Annotated in this window: 15 protein-coding genes; 13 read left to right on the top strand and 2 right to left on the bottom strand. The window is 68.3% G+C overall.

Annotated elements, in window-relative coordinates:
- The first annotated feature begins 50 nt into the window (after positions 1 to 50).
- The 12 genes from NQ038_RS07830 to NQ038_RS15415 all read left to right on the top strand — a co-directional run bounded on the left by NQ038_RS07830 (position 51) and on the right by NQ038_RS15415 (position 14,190).
- Positions 51 to 1,454: a solute carrier family 23 protein gene (locus tag NQ038_RS07830; protein WP_257062317.1), complete on the top strand. Its 1,404-nt coding sequence runs from the start codon at positions 51 to 53 to the stop codon at positions 1,452 to 1,454.
- A gap of 160 nt (positions 1,455 to 1,614) precedes the next feature.
- Entirely contained in the window at positions 1,615 to 3,069 is a 1,455-nt protein-coding gene (locus NQ038_RS07825) for a uracil-xanthine permease family protein (protein ID WP_257049009.1), read from the top strand.
- Positions 3,070 to 3,102: 33 nt separating this feature from the next.
- Positions 3,103 to 4,002, top strand: coding sequence for a xanthine dehydrogenase family protein subunit M (locus NQ038_RS07820; RefSeq protein ID WP_257059031.1), 900 nt, complete (start codon positions 3,103 to 3,105; stop codon positions 4,000 to 4,002).
- Positions 3,999 to 4,571: a (2Fe-2S)-binding protein gene (locus NQ038_RS07815; protein WP_257049011.1), complete on the top strand. Its 573-nt coding sequence runs from the start codon at positions 3,999 to 4,001 to the stop codon at positions 4,569 to 4,571. The genes NQ038_RS07820 and NQ038_RS07815 overlap by 4 nt, the downstream gene beginning before the upstream one ends.
- The gene (gene cutA / locus NQ038_RS07810; protein WP_257059033.1) at positions 4,568 to 6,964 is read left to right on the top strand and encodes an aerobic carbon-monoxide dehydrogenase large subunit; all 2,397 of its coding nucleotides are present in this window, start codon (positions 4,568 to 4,570) and stop codon (positions 6,962 to 6,964) included. Before NQ038_RS07815 ends, cutA begins: the two co-directional genes overlap by 4 nt.
- Before the next feature lie 122 nt (positions 6,965 to 7,086).
- Positions 7,087 to 7,794 carry a carbon monoxide dehydrogenase subunit G gene (locus tag NQ038_RS07805; RefSeq protein ID WP_257059035.1) on the top strand — a complete coding sequence of 236 codons (708 nt, stop codon included), beginning with the start codon at positions 7,087 to 7,089 and terminating at the stop codon, positions 7,792 to 7,794.
- Positions 7,791 to 9,284, top strand: coding sequence for an amidase family protein (locus NQ038_RS07800; protein WP_257062315.1), 1,494 nt, complete (start codon positions 7,791 to 7,793; stop codon positions 9,282 to 9,284). The genes NQ038_RS07805 and NQ038_RS07800 overlap by 4 nt, the downstream gene beginning before the upstream one ends.
- Positions 9,285 to 9,293: 9 nt before the next feature.
- Positions 9,294 to 10,619, top strand: coding sequence for a gephyrin-like molybdotransferase Glp (gene glp, locus NQ038_RS07795; protein ID WP_257049015.1), 1,326 nt, complete (start codon positions 9,294 to 9,296; stop codon positions 10,617 to 10,619).
- A complete protein-coding gene (gene moaC / locus NQ038_RS07790) occupies positions 10,616 to 11,110 on the top strand; it encodes a cyclic pyranopterin monophosphate synthase MoaC (protein WP_257049016.1) in 495 nt (164 codons plus the stop codon). Before glp ends, moaC begins: the two co-directional genes overlap by 4 nt.
- Positions 11,097 to 11,510 carry a molybdopterin-binding protein gene (locus NQ038_RS07785; protein ID WP_257049017.1) on the top strand — a complete coding sequence of 138 codons (414 nt, stop codon included), beginning with the start codon at positions 11,097 to 11,099 and terminating at the stop codon, positions 11,508 to 11,510. Before moaC ends, NQ038_RS07785 begins: the two co-directional genes overlap by 14 nt.
- A gap of 206 nt (positions 11,511 to 11,716) precedes the next feature.
- On the top strand, positions 11,717 to 12,505 hold the full coding sequence (gene modA, locus NQ038_RS07780) for a molybdate ABC transporter substrate-binding protein (protein ID WP_257049018.1): 789 nt from the start codon (positions 11,717 to 11,719) through the stop codon (positions 12,503 to 12,505).
- The gene (locus tag NQ038_RS15415; protein WP_373456792.1) at positions 12,502 to 14,190 is read left to right on the top strand and encodes an ABC transporter permease; all 1,689 of its coding nucleotides are present in this window, start codon (positions 12,502 to 12,504) and stop codon (positions 14,188 to 14,190) included. Before modA ends, NQ038_RS15415 begins: the two co-directional genes overlap by 4 nt.
- 178 nt (positions 14,191 to 14,368) lie before the next feature.
- Here NQ038_RS15415 and NQ038_RS07765 read toward each other — a convergent pair whose 3' ends face one another.
- A complete protein-coding gene (locus tag NQ038_RS07765) occupies positions 14,369 to 15,688 on the bottom strand; it encodes an MFS transporter (RefSeq protein WP_257059043.1) in 1,320 nt (439 codons plus the stop codon).
- Positions 15,689 to 15,766: 78 nt separating this feature from the next.
- On the bottom strand, positions 15,767 to 16,978 hold the full coding sequence (lhgO, locus tag NQ038_RS07760; protein ID WP_257049020.1) for an L-2-hydroxyglutarate oxidase: 1,212 nt from the start codon (positions 16,976 to 16,978) through the stop codon (positions 15,767 to 15,769).
- Positions 16,979 to 17,114: 136 nt separating this feature from the next.
- Between lhgO and NQ038_RS07755 the strand changes: the two genes are divergently transcribed.
- Positions 17,115 to 17,825 (top strand): GntR family transcriptional regulator, encoded by a 711-nt coding sequence (locus NQ038_RS07755; protein ID WP_257062313.1) that lies wholly within the window; start codon positions 17,115 to 17,117, stop codon positions 17,823 to 17,825.
- Positions 17,826 to 18,009: the final 184 nt, after the last annotated feature.

Below are 18,009 nucleotides of genomic sequence, written 5' to 3'. Positions count from 1 at the left end.
GGTGTGAGACCTTCGTTCGATCAATGGTGATGAAGAACCCGGGAGCATTCGTGGCGATATTCGGTTGGACCGTCCATGGCGATGGCAAGCATGTGAAACAGGGTGAGGTCGTCAAGACCTATGAGCGCCTCACCTGGCCGCGGACCATCGGCTTCGGAGCGCAGCACGTGGTGGCGATGTTCGGCTCCACGTTCATCTTCCCCATCGTCATGGGGCTCAACCCGCAGCTGGCGGTGATGATGAGCGGGGTCGCCACCATCATCTTCCTGCTCATCGTCAAGGGCCGGATCCCCAGCTATCTGGGAACGTCCGCGGCCTTCGTCGGAGGCGTCGCGGCGGTCCACGCCCAGGGCGGGATGCCGCAGGAGGTGACCGGTGCGATCATGGTCGCCGGCATCGTCCTGGCCCTTGCCGGCGTCTTCATCCACCTGGTCGGCGCGCAGTTCCTGACCAAGGTCCTGCCGCCTGTGGTGGTGGGCGGGGTCGTCATGCTCATCGGTTTCAACCTGGCGCCCGTGGTGGCCAGGACCTACTGGCCCCAGGACCAGTGGATCGCCCTCATCGTCATGCTCTTCACCATCGTCATCGCCGTCGTGGCCAAGGGATTCCTGGGCCGGATGGCGGTCCTCCTGGGCCTGGTCTTCGGATACCTGCTGTCGTGGGTGTTCGACCGTGCGTTCGGCCAGATCACCTCCTTCAGCTCCTCCGCAGGAGAGGCGACGACGCACTGGCGGGTCGATTGGTCCTCCGTGTACGCGGCCGACTGGTTGGGGCTGCCCCCGATGACGGATGCCGCGGCCGGGGTCGTGGGCTTCCACCTGCCGGTCTTCAACGCGGCGGCGATCATCGTCATGCTGCCGGGGGTGATCGCCCTGGTGGCGGAGAACGTCGGACACGTCAAAGCGGTCGAGGAGATGATGGGGGAGCCGCTGGACAAGTACGTCGGGCGGGCGGTCGTCGGCGACGGGGTGGCGACGGCCGTCGTCACCATGGTCGGCGGTTCCCCGACGACGACCCATGCGGAGAACATCGGCGTGATGGCCGTGACCAGGGTCTACTCAACCGCCGCCTACTGGGCGGCGGCCGGTATCGCGATCCTCTTCGGGTTCTCCCCGAAGTTCGGCGCGCTCATCTCATCGGTGCCCGGCGGCGTGCTGGGCGGGATCATGGTCGTCCTGTACGGCATGATCGGGCTGCTGGGGGCCAAGATCTGGATCGAGAACAAGGTCGACTTCGCGCGGCCGGTCAATATGGTGCCGATCGCCGCGGGCGTCATCATCGCCATTGGCGATGTCAGCCTGAAGTTCTCGGAGACATTCACCCTGTCCGGGATCACCCTGGGCACCATCGTCGTGCTGGTGATGTACCACCTGGGCCGCTGGCTGACGGACCGGTCGGCCGGCAGGGCCGGTGCGGCCGCCGACCCCGGCGCCCGCAATGTTAAGCGCGAGTAAATGACCGCGCTCGTATGAGCAAACCTTGCCTGCGGACACCATTCGTCTTTGGCATATCTATCTGTGACCTGCGCCTCACGGCTGTCCTAGAGTGTGGGATACGGCGCGGCCTGTCAATAACGGAACCCCCACCTCGGCGCCACCGGCTAAGGAGCACAGCATGGCGATATTCGGTTGGAAACTACACGGCGACGGCAAGACGATCGCCCCCGGCGACGCGGTCGCCCCCAGTGAGCGACTGACGTGGCCGCGCACGATCGGACTGGGCTTCCAGCACGTGTTCGCGATGTTCGGCGCGACCTTCGTGTTCCCGGTCATCATGGGGCTGAACCCACAGCTGGCCGTGATGATGTCCGGCTTCGGCACGATCATCTTCCTGCTCATCGTCTCCGGGAAGGTCCCCAGCTACGTCGGCACCTCGGCCGCCTTCGTGGGCGGCACCGCCACGGTCACCGCCCAGGGTGGCAGCCCGGCACAGGTGACCGGCGCGATCCTGGTCTCCGGCGCCGTCCTGACCCTGGTGGGCGCCTTCATCCACTGGATCGGCGCCAGCGCCCTGACCCGGGTCCTGCCCGCGGTCGTCACCGGCGGCGTGGTCATGCTCATCGGCTTCAACCTCGCGCCCGTGGTGGCCAACACCTACTGGCCCCAGGACCAGTGGGTCGCCCTGCTGGTGATGGCGTTCATCATCCTGTTCTCCGTGTGCATCAAGGGATTCATCGGCAGGGTCGCGGTGTTCCTCGGCCTGATCTTCGGCTACCTGCTCTCCTGGCTGTTCGACACGGTGTTCGGCAAGATCACCTCCTTCGACGCGGGCGCCGGCGAGGTCACCGAGCACTTCCGCATCGACTGGTCCGGCGTGCAGTCCGCGCCCTGGATCGGCCTGCCCCCGGTATCGGATGAGGCGGCCGGCGTGGTGGGCCTCCACCTCCCCGAATTCAACGCCGCCGCCATCGTCGTCATGCTGCCGGCGATCATCGCCCTGGTCGCGGAGAACGTCGGCCACGTCAAGGCGGTCGAGGAGATGACCGGCGAGAAGCTGGACAAGTACACCGGCCGAGCGGTGATGGGCGACGGCGTGGCCACCATGGTGGCCACCGGCGTCGGCGGTTCGCCCACCACCACCTACGCGGAGAACATCGGCGTGATGGCCGCGACCAAGGTCTACTCCACCGCCGCCTACTGGGTGGCCGCGATCGTGGCGATCGTCTTCGGGCTCTCCCCGAAGTTCGGCGCGCTCATCGCGTCCGTGCCCGGCGGTGTGCTGGGCGGGATCACCGTCGTGCTCTACGGCATGATCGGCATGCTGGGCGCGAAGATCTGGATCGAGAACAAGGTCGACTTCTCCAGCCCGCTCAACATGGTCCCAGTGGCCGCCGGCATCATCATCGCAATCGGCGACGTCAGCCTGAAGTTCAGCGAATCGTTCACGCTCTCGGGCATCGCCCTTGGCACCCTTGTGATGCTGGTCATGTACCATGTGGCGCGCTGGCTGGCGCCCAAGGACATCAGGGAGGCGGCCGAGTCCGATGTCGGTGGAACCGCCATCAGCGTCGGCTCGAAGGGCCTGGAGGAACGGGTTTCCGAGGAACTCCGGCAGGATCGGAAACACTGAAGGAAGAAGTCGACGAGGCAAGTGATATAAGGAATGAAGCCGTCCCCATTTACCATCCATCGGCCCACGAGCGTGGAACAGACCCTGGAACTGCTGAGCGAGTTCGGCGCCCACGGCAAGATCATCGCCGGCGGCCAGAGCCTGGTCCCCGTGCTCAATATGCGGCTCGCGGCACCCGAACACCTCATCGACATCACCGCGGTCAGCGGACTGTCCGACATCGTCGTGCACGATGGCGACGTCGAGGTGGGAGCCCTGGTCAGCCATGCCCGGCTGGAACACGATGAGCGCGCCCACGCCGCACAGCCCGTGCTGCGGGCGGCTCTGAAGTGCGTGGCCCACCCCGCGATTCGCAACCGGGGGACCACGGTGGGCTCCCTGGCCCACGCCGACCCCAACGGGGAGATGCCGATGATCCTGGCGCTGACCGGCGGGCACGTCGACGTGGTGAGCAGCAGGGGGACGCGCAGCCTGGAGGCCGCCGAACTCAATGTGGGCCCGTTGGAGACCTGTTTGGAATCCGATGAGCTCATCGTCAAGGCGGTGTTCGGCGGTCTGGCCCCCGGCCAGTCGGCGGACTTCGCCGAACTCACCAGGCGCACCGGCGACTACGCCCTGGCCGGGGTCGGCATGGTCCTGAGCGCCGATCCGGACACCGGCGAGTTGACCGGGCTGCGGGCGGGCTTCGTGTCCGTGACCGACCTGCCCGACATCCTGGACCTGGGCGGTGTCGTGGCCGGGACCCAGCGGGCCGAGGCCGCCGCCCTGGTGCCCGCGATCGCACAGGCGGTCGAGGAGTTCGTCGATCCGGTGGGCGACATCCATGCCACTGCGGACTATCGGCGCCACCTGGCCGGGGTGATGGCCGGTCGGGTTTTCACAGGACTGATCTCCGGGGCCGTCCCCGGAAGGGAAACGGAGGAGGCGGCATGAGCGCCGAAACGCTGAACAGGATCCGACTGACCGTCAACGGCGTCGATCACGATCTGGACGTCCCCGACCGCAAACTGCTCTCCGATGTGCTGCGCCAGGACCTGGAGCTGACCGGCACCCATGTGGGGTGCGAACACGGGGTGTGCGGGGCCTGCACGGTCCAATTCGACGGGGTTCCCGTGCGCTCGTGCCTGGTCTTCGCGGCCAGCGCACAGGGCCACGAGGTGACCACGGTCGAGGGCATCGGCAACGATCCTGAGCACCCCTCGCCCGTGCAGCAGGCCTTCATCGACTGCCACGGCCTGCAGTGCGGATTCTGCACGCCGGGCTTCATCACCACCATCGACGCCTTCATCAAGGACAACCCCCACCCAACGGAGGAGGAGTCCCGCGAGGTCGTCTCCGGCAATCTGTGCCGGTGCACCGGCTACCAGAACATCGTCAAGGCGGTGCAGCGCGCCGCCGAACTGCAGGAACAGGACAAGGCCCTGGCCGCGGGTTCCAGCGCGCCGTCCGGGAGCGGCGGCTGTTGCGGCGGGGGCTGCTGCGGGGAGGGAAGCGCCGAATGACCACCAGGATGTTCGGGCAGAAGATCAAGCGCCGCGAGGACCCGCGCCTGGTCACCGGGAACGGCCGCTACGTCGACGATTTGGGCGCCGGCGCCCTGGTCGCGGCCTTCGTCCGCAGCCCCCACGCGCACGCGAATATCGTCGACATCGATGTCACCGACGCCATCGACGTCGACGGGGTCGTGGCGATCTGGACCCACGAGGACCTGCCGGGCGATGCTGCGGAACGCCTGCCCATGCTGCTGCCCCACCCCTCCATCGTCAATCCCATGACCGGGTACGCCCTGGCCCGCGATCACGTGAACTTCGTGGGCGAGCCGGTGGCGATGGTCGTGGCGGAGAACCGCTATATCGCCGAGGACGCGGCCGGGCGGATCTCGGTCGACTACGAATTCCTGCCCCCGGTGGTGGGAGTCGACCAGGCCCGTGCGGCGCAGACCGCTGTGCACGAGGGCATCGAGGACAATGTCGCGGCCCACTACCAGCAGACCGTCGGCGATGCACCCGGTGCCATCGCCTCGGCCCCGCACAGCCTGGAGCTGGAACTGGAGGTGTCCCGTTCGGCCTGCATGCCGATGGAGGGCAAGGGCGTGGTCGCCAAATGGAACACCGAGGACGGCACCCTGCTGCTGCACTCCTCGACCCAGACGGCATCGGGCCTGCGCGCGGCGATCGCCGCGAAGCTGGGCCTGCCGCTGACCAAGGTCGAGGTCGTCGCCCCCGACATCGGCGGCGGCTTCGGCGTGAAGATCAACCACCCGTGGCCGGAGGAGCTGGCCTGTGCCTGCGCCGCGCGCGCCCTGGGCACGACCGTGAAATGGACCGAGGACAGGCGCGAGCACTTCGTATCATCGGCCCATGAGCGCGGCCAGATCCAGGAAGTCCACGTGGGCTTCGACGACGAGGGCCGGATCCTGGGCCTGGACGTGAAGTTCTGGCACGACAACGGCGCCTATCTGCCCTATGGCGTGATCGTCCCGCTCAACACCTCCACCCACATCATGGGTCCCTACGACATCGCGAACTTCAACGTCGAATGGTGGTCGCTCTACACCAACTGCGTGATCGTCACCCCCTATCGCGGGGCCGGGCGCGTGCACGCGACCTTCATGATGGAGCGCACGATGGACGCGATCGCCGATGAGCTGGGCCTGGACCGGGCACAGGTGCGGTTGAACAACTTCGTGCGCGAATTCCCGCACCCCATGGGCGTGGTGATGCAGGACGGCGCCGAGGGATGCCTGGACTCCGGGGACTTCCTGACCTCGCTGGACAAGCTCAAGGCACTGGTCGGCTGGGACGAATTCGAGGACTACCGGAACCGGGCCAGGGCCGAGGGCCGCCACGTGGGCATCGGAATGGGCGCCTATGTGGAGAGCACGGGCGCCGGGCCCTATGAGGGCGGCCATATCGAGATCGAATCCTCCGGCCGGGTCAATGTGTGGACCGGCCTGACCACCCAGGGACAGGCGCACGCCACCGTGTTCGCCCAGATCGTCGCCGATGAACTGGGCGTGCCGATCGACACCGTCCACGTCACCACGGGCGACACCAGGAAGATGCCCTACTCCGTGGGCACCTGGGGTTCGCGCGGCGGGGTGATGGCGGGCAACGCCCTGCACGTGACGGCGAAGAAGGTCAAGGCCAAGGCGCTGAAGATCGCCGGGGACCTGTTGGAGGTGTCCCCGGAGGACCTGGAGATCGTCGACGGCACGGTCCAGGTCAAGGGGGACCCGTCGGCCTCGATGCCGCTGGCCTCCGTGGCGGTGCTGTCCAATCCGCTGCGCTACGCCTTCGACGAGAGCGCCAAACAGGCGACCCAGTTCGCCAAGCCCGCCGATCCGAACACCCCGCCGATCAAGCCGGGGGAGGAGCCGGGCCTGGAGGAACAGGACTACTTCTCGCCCCTGCGCTCGACCGTGGCCAACGGCATGCACGCCGCGATCGTGGAGACGGATCCGGAGACGGCCGACATCACGATCCTCAAGTACTGCGTGGTCCACGACTGCGGCCCGATGATCAACCCGATGGTCGTCGAGGGCCAGGTGCACGGCGGAGTGGCCCAGGGAGTGGGCGGGGCGCTGTACGAGAAGATGGCCTACGACGCCGACGGCCAGCTGCTCAACGCATCGTTCATGGACTTCCTCATGCCCTTCGCATCGGAGGTCCCGAAGGTCGAGACGGACCATCTGGAGACCCCGAGCCCGCTCAACCCCCTGGGGATCAAGGGCGCGGGCGAAGCGGGGGCGATCCCCGTGGTCTCCGTCATCGCCTCGGCCATCGAGGACGCCGAGGGCTTCGAGATCCGCAGCATGCCCATCGACCCGTCGACCCTGTGGGAGCTGCGCCGGAAGCACGCGGCCGGCGCCGTTCCCAGTCTGCATCGGGCCTGAGCGCCGGGGCCACGCGCTCCGGCTGCGGCGCTCCGGCGCGGCTCCCACAGCCCGGCTCCCGCAGTCCTCACCGCACCATCACCGTATCGATCACCGCTTAGAGCACAGAAGGAAATCACACCATGGAGATCACCGCCACTGCCCATATGGAAGCCGATCCGCAGACCGCCTGGGATGCGTTCCACGCGGAGTGGGTGCTGGCGCGCACGATCCCCGGCGTGGAGTCGCTGACCCCCGCCGGCCCCGGAGCCTATGACGTTGTCATGACCATGGGGGTCGCGGCGATCAAGGGCACCTACAAGGGCTCGGTCGGCTTCTCCCAGGAGAAGGAGCCGGAGTCCTTCGTGATGTCCGCCAAGGGCCAGGGCGGCCCCGGCACGATCGGCGCGGACGTCACCGTGCAGATGGCCCCCGGCGCACAGGGCGGCACCGACATCACCTGGAGCGCCGACGCGGTCCTGGGCGGGGCGATCGGCGGAGTGGGCCAGCGAATGCTCACCGGGGTGGCCAAGCGGATCGCGGCCAAGTTCTTCAAGGACATCGACCAGGCGATCAAGGACGGCCCCGATGCCGGCAAAGCCGCGCCCGGAGCCGAGGCCGCCGGCGCGGACGGTGCCGCAACCGCCGCAGCCGCCTCCGGCGGCGAGGCCGGTGTCGCCGCGGGACAACCCGCAGCGCCCGCGGGAGCCGTGCCCGCCCCGCTCGGCGCCTATCCCGTTGCCGCGGCACCCGCGCGCGGCGGAATGAACGAGTTCTTCGCGGGCGCCGTGGTGGGCGCCGGCGCCGCACTGCTGGGCACGTGCATCGGCATCCTGGCCGGCCGGAAGTGACGTCCGAACTGGACTACCTGTCCCTGCGCGAACTGGCGTGCGGATTGCGCTCCGGCGACGTGCGCGCCGGTGAGGCGATGGAGGCCCACCTGGACCGGATCGCCGAGGTCAACCCCGTGCTGGGCGCGGTGGTGACCGTGGACGCCGAAGGGTCGATGGCCTCGGCCAGGGCGGCCGAGGCCCGCCTGAACATCGCGCGGCGGCGCGGCGACACCACCGGGCTGCCGTCCCTGCTGGGCGTGCCGATGACGCACAAGGACACGCACGATACCGCGGGAATGCGCACCACCTACGGCTCGCCGATCTTCGCGGAGAACGTGCCCCGGCGCGATGCGCTGATCGTCGCGCGCCTGCACGCGGCCGGAGTGATCGGCACGGGCAAGTCGAATGTCCCGGAATTCGCCTGCGGGGCCCACACCTTCAATCCGCTCTTCGGCACCACCGTCAACCCCTATGACCCGAGCCGGTCAGCGGCCGGCTCCTCCGGCGGCGCGGCGGCCGCGATCGCCGCGGGCGTGCAGGCCGCGGGCGACGGTTCCGATACCGGCGGCTCCCTGCGGATGCCCGCCTCGTTCAACAATCTGGTGGGGCTGCGGCCGTCCAACGGCTGGATCCCGCACACCCTGCCCGGCAATCCCTGGGAGTGGCTGAGTCAGGCGGGCTTCATGGCGCGCACGGTCGGCGACGTCGCCTGGCTGATGGACCTGGTGTCCGGACCGGACCCGCGGGCGGCGACGGACCGCCACGAACCGGGCCGATTCGACCTGCCCGAGTACACCCAGCCGGACTTCCAACCGGATCTTGGGGGACGGCGGATCGGGTTCGCCCCCGATCTGGGCGGCCTGCTGGAGGTCGACGCCGAGGTCGCCGCCGTTGTGGGAACCGCTGCCGAGGTGTTCGCCGGGCTGGGCGCTGACCTGGACGGGACGGTCCCCGACCTGTCGTGCGCCGGCGAGGTGTTCGCTGTGGCCCGCGCCTTCGAGTTCGGCCTCAATTACGGGCACCTGCTGGCCGAGCACGCCGATCAGATGAAGCCGGCGCTGCGGGGGAACATCAGGGCCGGGCTCGAATTGGGCCCCGAACGGATCTTCGCGGCGGTCCACGCCAGGGGCCGCCTCTGGGCGGCCGTGCAGGATTACTTCGCCGACCATGCCGCGCTGGTGACCGTGACCAGCCAGGTGCTGCCCTTCGACGCGGAACTGGAATTCCCAGCCGAACTGGCCGGGCATCCGGTGCGGGACTATCTGTCCTGGATGGACGCGACCACGTTGATCTCGGCCACGGGCTGTCCCGCGGTGAGTGTGCCCGCCGGGTTCAGCGCCTCCGGTCTGCCGGTGGGCCTGCAGATCATCGGCGCGCCGGGGGATGACGCGGGCGTCCTGCAGATCGCCCACGCCTTCGAAGTCGCGACCGGCTACGGGATGCGCCGGCCAGGGCCGCTACCCGGCCCGTCGGCGCACAGGCTGCCCGGCGGCGGGCCGGCCGCATAGAATCGAGCCATGCCACAGACCCCTGCCCCCGCCCTGCGCGTCGAGGAGTACCGAGCCCGGATCTGGGATCTGGTGCACGTCCTGCGCCGGGTCGAAACCGTGTCGATCGCCGATCTGGCCGCCGCTCCCACCCCCGTGGTGCTGGCCCATGATGTGCACAGTCCGCTGGCTGTCCCGCCGTTCGACAATTCCCAGATGGACGGTTTCGCGGTGGACAGCTCCTTCGCCGGCGGGGCCCAGTCGGGCGCAGGGCCCGCCGGCGGGGTGGCGGAGTTGCCGCTCATGCCGATGGTCACCGCGGGCAGCCCGCCCCCGGCCCTGGAACCCGGATATGCGATGCCCGTGATGACGGGCGGGCGCATCCCCGCCGGGGCGGACTGTGTGGTGCCGGTGGAGGAGACGGAAGCAGGCTTCGCACACCGGGAGAGCGTGCGCCTGCGGGCCGATGCGCAGCTGAGCCCGGGGCGATTCGTGCGCACGGCGGGCAGCGACACGGCCCCGGGCGCGTTGATCGCCACCGCGGGAACGGTCCTCACGCCCGCCCTGCTGGGCGTGCTGGCCAGCGTGGGCCTGGCCGAGGTGCCCGTCCTGGCGCCTGTGCGCATCGCCCTGGTCTCCACCGGCGACGAGGTCGTGGCGCCCGGGCAGGAGCGGGGCCCGGCCCAGATCTACGATGCGAACTCCTTCGCCGCGACCGCCGCACTGAACGCCGCGGGCGCCACGGTCGTCCACGTGCTGCGGGTGCCAGACGACCCGCGCCTGCTCTTGGACCGGATCGCCGCCATCCGGGCAGACGTCGACCTGGTGGTCTCGATGGGCGGGATCTCCAAGGGAGCCAAGGAAGTGCTCCGACTGGCCGCGGACCTCGAGGCCGAGCGAGCGGGTGAGCAGGCCGCGGGCGCGGAGCCGGCGGGTGCGGAACCTGCCGAGTGCGGCGAGCTGACATTCGCCTCGGTCGCCATGCAGCCGGGCGGACCCCAGGGCTGTGGCCGACTGGCCGGACTGCCGTGGATCGCAGCCCCCGGCAACCCCGTGTCCACCCTCATCACCATCGAGATGTTCATCCGACCCGCACTCCTGGGCATCGCCCCCGGAATCGCGCCCCGGCCGCACATGCGGGCGCGATTGAATGCGGAGTCGGGTGAGGCCTCGCCTGTGGCGAATACCCAGGTGCGCAGGGCGCTGCTGTGCGAGGACGGCACCGTCACCCTGCAGGGCGGGCCGTCCTCGCACCTGCTGGCGGCCTATGCGCGGGCCGATGCGCTGGCCATCATCCCGGTGGGCGTCGACCGGGTGGAGCCCGGAGAGGAACTGGACGTGTGGAGGATCGGATGAGTGAGGACGGGGCAGTGAACCTGTCGCATATCGACGAACAGGGCAGGGCGCAGATGGTCGACGTGTCCGCGAAGGCACAGACCAAGCGGGTGGCGCTGGCCACGGGAACCGTGCGGACCACGCGGGAGGTCATCGAGCTGATCTCCTCGTGCGGCCTGCCCAAGGGCGAAGCACTGCAGGTGGCCAGGGTCGCGGGCATCATGGGGGCCAAGCGGACCCCCGAACTCATCCCGCTGTGCCACACCCTGCTGCTCTCCGGAGTCGAGGTCGAATTCGAGCTGGCGGAATCCGCCGTCCACATCAGCGCGCGCGTCAAGACCTCCGGGCAGACCGGGGTGGAGATGGAGGCGCTGACCGCCGTCAGCGTGGCGGCCCTGACCGTGTTCGACATGATCAAGGCGGTGGACAAGGCCGCGGTGCTCACCGACATCCGCGTCGAGCACAAGTCCGGCGGCAAGTCGGGGGAGTGGGTGCGCGATGAGCGGAACTGACGGGCCCTGTTATCGGATCGCACAGGCGGCAGACCTGCTGGGCGTCAGCCCCGATACCGTGCGGCGCTGGATCGCCGCGGGACGCCTGCCGGACGGCAGTGACGAATCGGGGCGGACCGTGGTCGACGGTGCCGGTCTGGCCCAGCTGGCCCAGGAGCTGAGCACCGCTCCCGAGGGCGTGCACCAGTCCGCGAGTTCGGCCAGGAACCGTTTCGTGGGCCTGGTGACGGGGATCAAGAAGGACACCGTGATGGCCCAGGTGGACATCCAGGCGGGCCCACACCGGGTGGTCTCCCTGATCTCCCGCGAGGCCCTGGACGATCTGGGCCTACAGCTGGGATCTTTGGCAGTCGCCACCGTGAAGGCGACGAATGTCATCGTGGAGAGTCCTGAAAGTTAAGGCCCCGATTCGGCAAGTGCTCATAGAATCCCAGAACTGTCGCCGCAGGTGCGTTCCTGGAGCCGTGATCGAAGACGTATGTGCGAAACTTGATTCCGACTTCTCCCATCGCTGTGCCAGATGAACGCCGCCAGTGCGGCGTCCTTCGGCCACCGGCGGGAACACTCGATCGGTCCCCACCCGGGACGAACGTAAGGAAGACGGACATGCGATTCAACGGCAAGCGGACTGCGGGCCTGCTGGCGGGACTCGCGGCAGCGGGACTGTTGCTGAGCGCCTGCGGGCAGGGGACCTCGGACGCCAAGGACGGAAATGGTGAGGAGAAGACCCTGACGGTCTTCGCCGCCGCCAGCCTGACCCAGACCTTCGACGAACTGGGCAAGACCTTCGAGGGCGAGCACCCCGGCGTGAAGGTCCGCTTCAGCTATGCGGGCTCCTCCGAACTGGTCACCCAGATCCAGGAGGGCGCGCCGGCCGATGTGTTCGCCTCCGCGGACGAGAAGAACATGCAGAAGGCCACCGATGCCAAGCTGATGGACGGTACCCCGGTGCCTTTCGCCACGAATGTGCTGACGATCGCCACCGCACCTGACAACCCGAAGAAGATCACGGGGTTCAAGGACCTGACGAAGGACGGCACGAGCGTCGTGGTGTGCGCCGAGGGAGTGCCGTGCGGCAACGCCACCAAGACGGTGGAGGACAAGACCGGGGTGAAGCTCAAGCCCGTGAGTGAGGAATCCAAGGTCACCGATGTGCTGGGCAAGGTCCAGTCCGGTCAGGCCGATGCCGGGCTGGTCTACGTGACCGACGCCAAGGGCGCAGGGGACAAGGTCACCGCCGTGGACTTCCCCGAATCCGACCAGGCCGTCAACACCTACCCGATCGGCGTCGTGAAAGACGCCAAGCAGGCCGACCTGGCCCGCGAATTCCAGGACATGGTCACCGGCGAACAGGGCCAGAAGGTCCTCGGCGAAGCGGGCTTCGGCAAGCCGTGAGGTCTGAGCCGGGGGCAGGCGGACGTGGACCGGCGGGGGTTCCCCTGCCGCGCTGGCTGTGGGTGCCGGCCGGGCTCGCCGCCCTGCTCGTGCTCCTGCCCCTGGCCGGCCTGCTCAGCCGAGTCGACTACACCCACTTCTGGTCGCTGGTGACCAGCGAGTCGGCGCTCACCGCGCTGCGCCTGTCACTGCTCACCGCCACGGTCGCGACCCTCATCTGCCTGCTGCTGGGGGTGCCCTTGGCACTGGTCTTCGCCCGGACGAGGTTTCCCGGACGGTCCGTCCTGCGCTCGCTGACGCTGCTGCCGCTGGTACTGCCGCCCGTGGTCGGCGGTATCGCCCTGCTCTTCACCTTCGGGCGGATGGGCCTGGTCGGACGGCAGCTGGAAGCCGTGGGCATCCACATCGCATTCTCGACCGTGGCGGTGATCCTGGCGCAGGCATTCGTCGCCCTGCCCTTCATGGTGATGACCGTCGAGGGGGCGCTCAACAGTCTGGACAGCCGGTTCGAACTGGCGGCCCTGGCCCTGGGTGCCAAGCCGGGATACGTGCTGCGCCGCGTCACCCTGCCCGTGCTGGGGCCGGCGCTGGTGTCGGGGACGGTGCTGTGCTTCGCCCGGGCGCTGGGGGAGTTCGGCGCTACCGTGACCTTCGCCGGGTCCCTGCAGGGCACCACCAGGACCCTGCCCCTGGAGATCTACCTGACCCGGGAGACGGATTCGGATGCGGCGGTGGCCATGTCGATGATGCTGGTCGTCATCGCGATGGTCATTGTCGTGGGGACCTACGGATGGGCGGATCATCGGAGGCGCGGTGAGACCGCCGGCAGCGGGGCCGTCGGTGGTAGGGCCAGCGGTGGTAGCGCCCGAGCGGGTGGGCCTGGAACGAGTGGGGCATCCGGGAAATCCGGCCGGGGCACTGGCGGGGAACCCGTTGCTGCCGGTGCAGGCGAGGAGTCGGGTTCTGCCGGTGCCGGCCTGGAATGCGACTTCGACCTGCCCAGCCGGAGCCTGGACGTGTCGTTCATCGTTCCCGCTGGGGTGACCTGTGCCCTGATCGGGCCCAATGGTTCGGGCAAGTCCACCACCCTGGATGTGCTCTCGGGCCTGGTGCGCCCGCGAGCCGTGCGGATTCGATTGGGCTCGGAGCTGCTGACCGACGTCAGTGCCGGACGTGGGGTGACGGCGGCGCCGTGGAAACGACTCATCGTGCAGCTGAGCCAGAAGCCCTGGTTGTTCCCGCACCTGAACGTGTTGGACAATGCGGCTTTCGGGCTGCGCGCCAGGGGGCTGGGCAAACGGGAGGCCAGGAACAGGGCGTTCGACCTGTTGGACCGTGTGGGAGCGGCCGAACTGGCGGGCCGCCGGCCCATGCAGTTGTCCGGTGGACAGGCCCAGCGGGTGGCCATTGCCCGGGCCCTGGCCGTGCGCCCGGAGCTGGTGCTGCTGGATGAGCCCCTGGCCGCGCTGGATACGGAATCGCAGGAGACGATCCGCGTCCTGTTGCGTGAACTCCTGGCGGGGACGAGCACAGTGCTGGTCACCCACGACCAACGGGATCTGGACTTGGCCGACCGGGTGCTGGTGATGGATGCGGGCCGAATCGTCCAAGACGCTCCGCTGCAGGACTTCCAGGCGGCCCCCGCAACGGAATTCGCCGCCCGCTTCGTCACCCGAACGGTGTGAACCTCGGGGCCTGTGCGGGGTGGGGCGGACTGAGTTCCACACCAGTGCAGCGCAAGAGGAACCCTGACGCATGACAAGCGCAGATTCACATCGCGTGCGGGTATGTCCGCACGCGATGTGAATCTGCGCTTGCGTTGCCGACCGACCGGGATCGCGGGATCCCGGATGAGTCCGTCGGTTAGTTCTTCTGGCTTCTTGAGAACTTCCCGCCCCGGTCGGCCAGGGCGCCTGCGATGACCAGCAAGCCTGCGAACACCAGGACCACACCGACCCAGAACGTCGAGTTGGTGGGTGATGCCACGACCAGGCTGAGTGCGCCCAAGGGTGCCAGCGCGCCGGAGATCGCGGTACCGACCTCGCGTCCGATGCCCACACCGCTGCTGCGCACATCGGCGGGGAACTGCCGCGACAGGAATGCGCCCTGGGCGGAGAACATCATCGGCGCGATGATCCCGGTGCCGATGCCCAGCGCCACGAACACGCCCCAGGTGGTGCCGTTGGACAGCAGCCAGAGGAAGATGAAGGCGAAGACCGCGGAGATGACGCCACCGTAGCCGATGACCTTCTTCGAGCCGATTTGGTCACACAGCCAGCCGAAGATCGGCACGACGATGATCGCTATCGCTGCGGCCACTGTCACGGAGGCCGAAGCGGTCGAGGCCGAGAACCCCTGGAACTGTTTGACATAGGCAATCGAGAACGTCTTGAAGATATAGCTGACCGCGTTGTAGCCCAGGGCCACCAGCAGGACGACCAGCAGGCTGGGCCAGTGCTTGGCGAACAGAGTGCGCAAGCGGGTGTCGGCCTGCTCGTTGTTCTTCACACGCTTTTCGAACTCGGGGGATTCCGGGACGGCGGAGCGAACCCACAGGCCGATCGCCACCAGCACGATGCTGACGAGGAAGCCGATGCGCCAGCCACCGTTGATCAGGAATTCATCGCCTTTGAGGCTGAGCAGGTAGACGGCCGCGGAGCTGATGAGCAGACCAATGTTCAGGCCCAGTGCGGGCCACGATCCCTGTGCCCCGCGCTTGTCCGCCCTGGCATGCTCATAGGCGTTGACGGCCGAGGACGTGTATTCCGCACCGGCGCCCAGACCCTGCAGGATGCGCAGTACGACGAGCAGGATTGGAGCCCAGACGCCGGCGGTGTCGTAGCTGGGCAGGCAGCCGATGAGGAAGCTGGCGATGCCCATCAGCGTGAAGGTGATGACCAGGTTCTTCTTCCGCCCGATCCGATCGCCCAAGTGGCCGAACAGGAATCCGCCCAGTGGACGTGCGATGAAACCGACGGCGAAGGTCGCGAAGGCCGAAAGGGTTGCGACTTGGGGATCGGACTTCGGAAAGAAGACGTGGCCGAACACGATTGAGGCCATCGTCGCGTAGAGGTAGAAGTCGTACCATTCGACAGTGGTTCCGACCAGGGTGGCAGTGCGGACCCGGGACAGGCGCTTCTTCTCCTGTTCCGGGGTCTCACCGGTGATGACAGAGTTCGTCATTGATGCTCCATATTTATTGATTTATTGAGGGTGGTATTACGAGGGGAGTGTCTACTCCCGCGGTTCAGATCTGGGAGATCAGATCCCGTGGCGGTCGGCCAGGCCGTCGACGATGTATTCGGCGATGGCCATCGAGGACGTGGCGCCCGGCGAGGGGGCGTTGCGGATCAGCGTGACATTGCCCAGGTTCTCGATCGCGAAGTCGTCGACCAGGCCGCCGTCGGCCGCCATCGCCTGGGCGCGGATGCCGCGGGTGATCGGCGTGGTCTCCACATCGGCCAGAGCCGGAACGTATTCGGCGGCCCCGCGCAGGAAGCTCTTGCGCGATACCACCGACTTGATCTCGCGCACCGCGGCCTTCGCGTTCTGGCCGGCGAACTTCCAGAACCCTGGGTTCAGCGCCACGTCGAGGCTGTCCTTGACGCCCAGCTTGTAGCCGGCGTAGTTCTCCCGGCCGAACGACAGGAAGGCGTTGGGGCCCACCAGCAGTTCGCCGTCGACGCGCTTGGTCACGTGCACGCCCAAGAACGGGTAGGCGGGGTCCGGCACGGGGTAGACCAGGCCGCGCACCACATCGCGGTGGGACGATTCGACCTGTGAGTACTGGCCGAAGAACGGCACGATCGCCGGGTTCTTGTCCCCGCCGGCCAGCTTGGCCACACGGTCGGACTGCAGGCCGGCACACGCAACGACATAGGTGAAGGAGTGTTCGCCGTAGGGGGTGCGCACCTTCACCCCGGAGGCGTTGGGCGTCATGCCGACGACCTCGGTCGCGAAGTGGATGGCGCCGCCGCGGGCGACGAAGTCCTCGGCCAGGGCCTCGGTCAGCGCCCGGTAGTCCACGATCGCGGTGTGCGGGGAGTGCAGGGCGGTCCGGCCCACGGCGTTCGGTTCGATTTCGCGGATCTGTTCGGGGCCGATCATCGCGACGTCGGGCACGCCGTTGGCGGTCGCCTTCTCATAGATCGCCTGCAGGCGGGGCTCCTCCTCGGCGTCGAGGGCGACGACGATCTTGCCGCACTCGTCGTAGGGGACCTCGTGCTCCAGGGCGAAGTCGTGCAGCAGGCCAACGCCGCGCCGGCACAGGCGCGCCTTGAGGCCGCCGGGCTGGTAGTACAGTCCCGCGTGCACGACGCCCGAATTGTGGCCGGTCTGGTGGGCGGCCACGTCAGCGGCCTTCTCGAATACGGTGACGTCCGCGCCGGGGTAGCGCAGCAGCAGTTCGCGGGCGGTGGCGATGCCGATGATCCCGGCGCCGATCACCGCGAACGATGCGGTCTTGTCAGTCATGTCTGTGTTCCATCCTGGTAGGTGTGCTGAAGGTGGCGGTCGATCGGCGACCGGCAGGGCGCCGAGGTGCGGGCGGGCACGGTCCGGCCCGTGGCCTCGGCGCCGGGTAGTGCGGGCGGGCTGAGATAATGCCAGCATGCCCGCATTGCCCAAACCCGCCACCCTCACGGAAACCGTGACCGCCGAACTCAAGAGCCAGATCATGGGCGGAGCGCTGGTGCCGGACGAACGGTATACGGCCGGGCAGTTGGCGCAGACGCTCGGCGTATCGCGCACTCCGGTGCGCGAGGCCCTGCTCGAACTCTCCCGGCTGGGCCTGGTCGAGATCGAGAAGAACCGCGGGGTGCGGATTCTCAGTTCCAGCCCGTCGACCTTCATCGAGATCTACCAGCTGCGGCTGATGTTGGAGGTCCCACTGGCGCGCCGGGCGGTGGCCCTGGCAACCGCGGAATCCGTCGCCGAGGTCGATGCCGCCTATGCGAGTTTCTCCCGTGCCGCCGACGCAGGGGACACCGCGGCCCTGCTGCGCGCCGACAGGGACTTCCATGATGCGCTGCTGCGGGGTGCGGATAACCGACGGGCCCTGGACATGCTGCGCCAGCAGCGCGATCTGGTGCTGGACACGGGGGTGGGAACGGTGCCGGCCTCGCGCAGCGCCGCCGAGTGCTTCGCGGACCACGCGGATGTCTATGCGGCCTTCAAAGCCGGGGACCAGGACGCGCTGGCACGGGCGATGGGCCGGCACATCGTCAACACCGCGCAGATCCTGATGCGCCAGGAGGCGGGGAAGAGACCCGAATTCGGCACTGTCGACACCCTCGCGGCGCTGAGTTGGTTGGTGGATTAGCACCGCGCCGGACGCATGCCCGGCACGGAGGCAGCAGGGTGTCGCGGGCACGCGCTGGGGTGCGCTGGCGGCGTGCGGCATGACTGCGTCCTCGAGGTCTGCTGGGGGTTGTTGTGCTTGGGCGCTCTGCTCTGGGCCCGGTTCGCGGGCATCCGTGTTGAGCTCCGTGTGAACTTTAGCACCT

The organism is Brevibacterium sp. 50QC2O2 (assembly GCF_024580675.1).
Classification (GTDB): domain Bacteria; phylum Actinomycetota; class Actinomycetes; order Actinomycetales; family Brevibacteriaceae; genus Brevibacterium; species Brevibacterium moorei.
The sequence above is the reverse complement of the archived record's forward strand: the minus strand, read 5'-3'. Positions and strand labels throughout refer to the sequence as shown.

Bases quoted from the DNA above. Each gene is read 5' to 3' on its own strand.
- NQ038_RS07825 (WP_257049009.1), top strand. From the start codon at position 1,615: ATGGCGATATTCGGTTGGAAACTACACGGCGACGGCAAGACGATCGCC.
- NQ038_RS07820 (WP_257059031.1), top strand. From the start codon at position 3,103: ATGAAGCCGTCCCCATTTACCATCCATCGGCCCACGAGCGTGGAACAG.
- NQ038_RS07815 (WP_257049011.1), top strand. From the start codon at position 3,999: ATGAGCGCCGAAACGCTGAACAGGATCCGACTGACCGTCAACGGCGTC.
- cutA (WP_257059033.1), top strand. From the start codon at position 4,568: ATGACCACCAGGATGTTCGGGCAGAAGATCAAGCGCCGCGAGGACCCG.
- NQ038_RS07805 (WP_257059035.1), top strand. From the start codon at position 7,087: ATGGAGATCACCGCCACTGCCCATATGGAAGCCGATCCGCAGACCGCC.
- glp (WP_257049015.1), top strand. From the start codon at position 9,294: ATGCCACAGACCCCTGCCCCCGCCCTGCGCGTCGAGGAGTACCGAGCC.
- moaC (WP_257049016.1), top strand. From the start codon at position 10,616: ATGAGTGAGGACGGGGCAGTGAACCTGTCGCATATCGACGAACAGGGC.
- NQ038_RS07785 (WP_257049017.1), top strand. From the start codon at position 11,097: ATGAGCGGAACTGACGGGCCCTGTTATCGGATCGCACAGGCGGCAGAC.
- modA (WP_257049018.1), top strand. From the start codon at position 11,717: ATGCGATTCAACGGCAAGCGGACTGCGGGCCTGCTGGCGGGACTCGCG.
- NQ038_RS07765 (WP_257059043.1), bottom strand. From the start codon at position 15,688: ATGACGAACTCTGTCATCACCGGTGAGACCCCGGAACAGGAGAAGAAG.
- lhgO (WP_257049020.1), bottom strand. From the start codon at position 16,978: ATGACTGACAAGACCGCATCGTTCGCGGTGATCGGCGCCGGGATCATC.
- NQ038_RS07755 (WP_257062313.1), top strand. From the start codon at position 17,115: ATGCCCGCATTGCCCAAACCCGCCACCCTCACGGAAACCGTGACCGCC.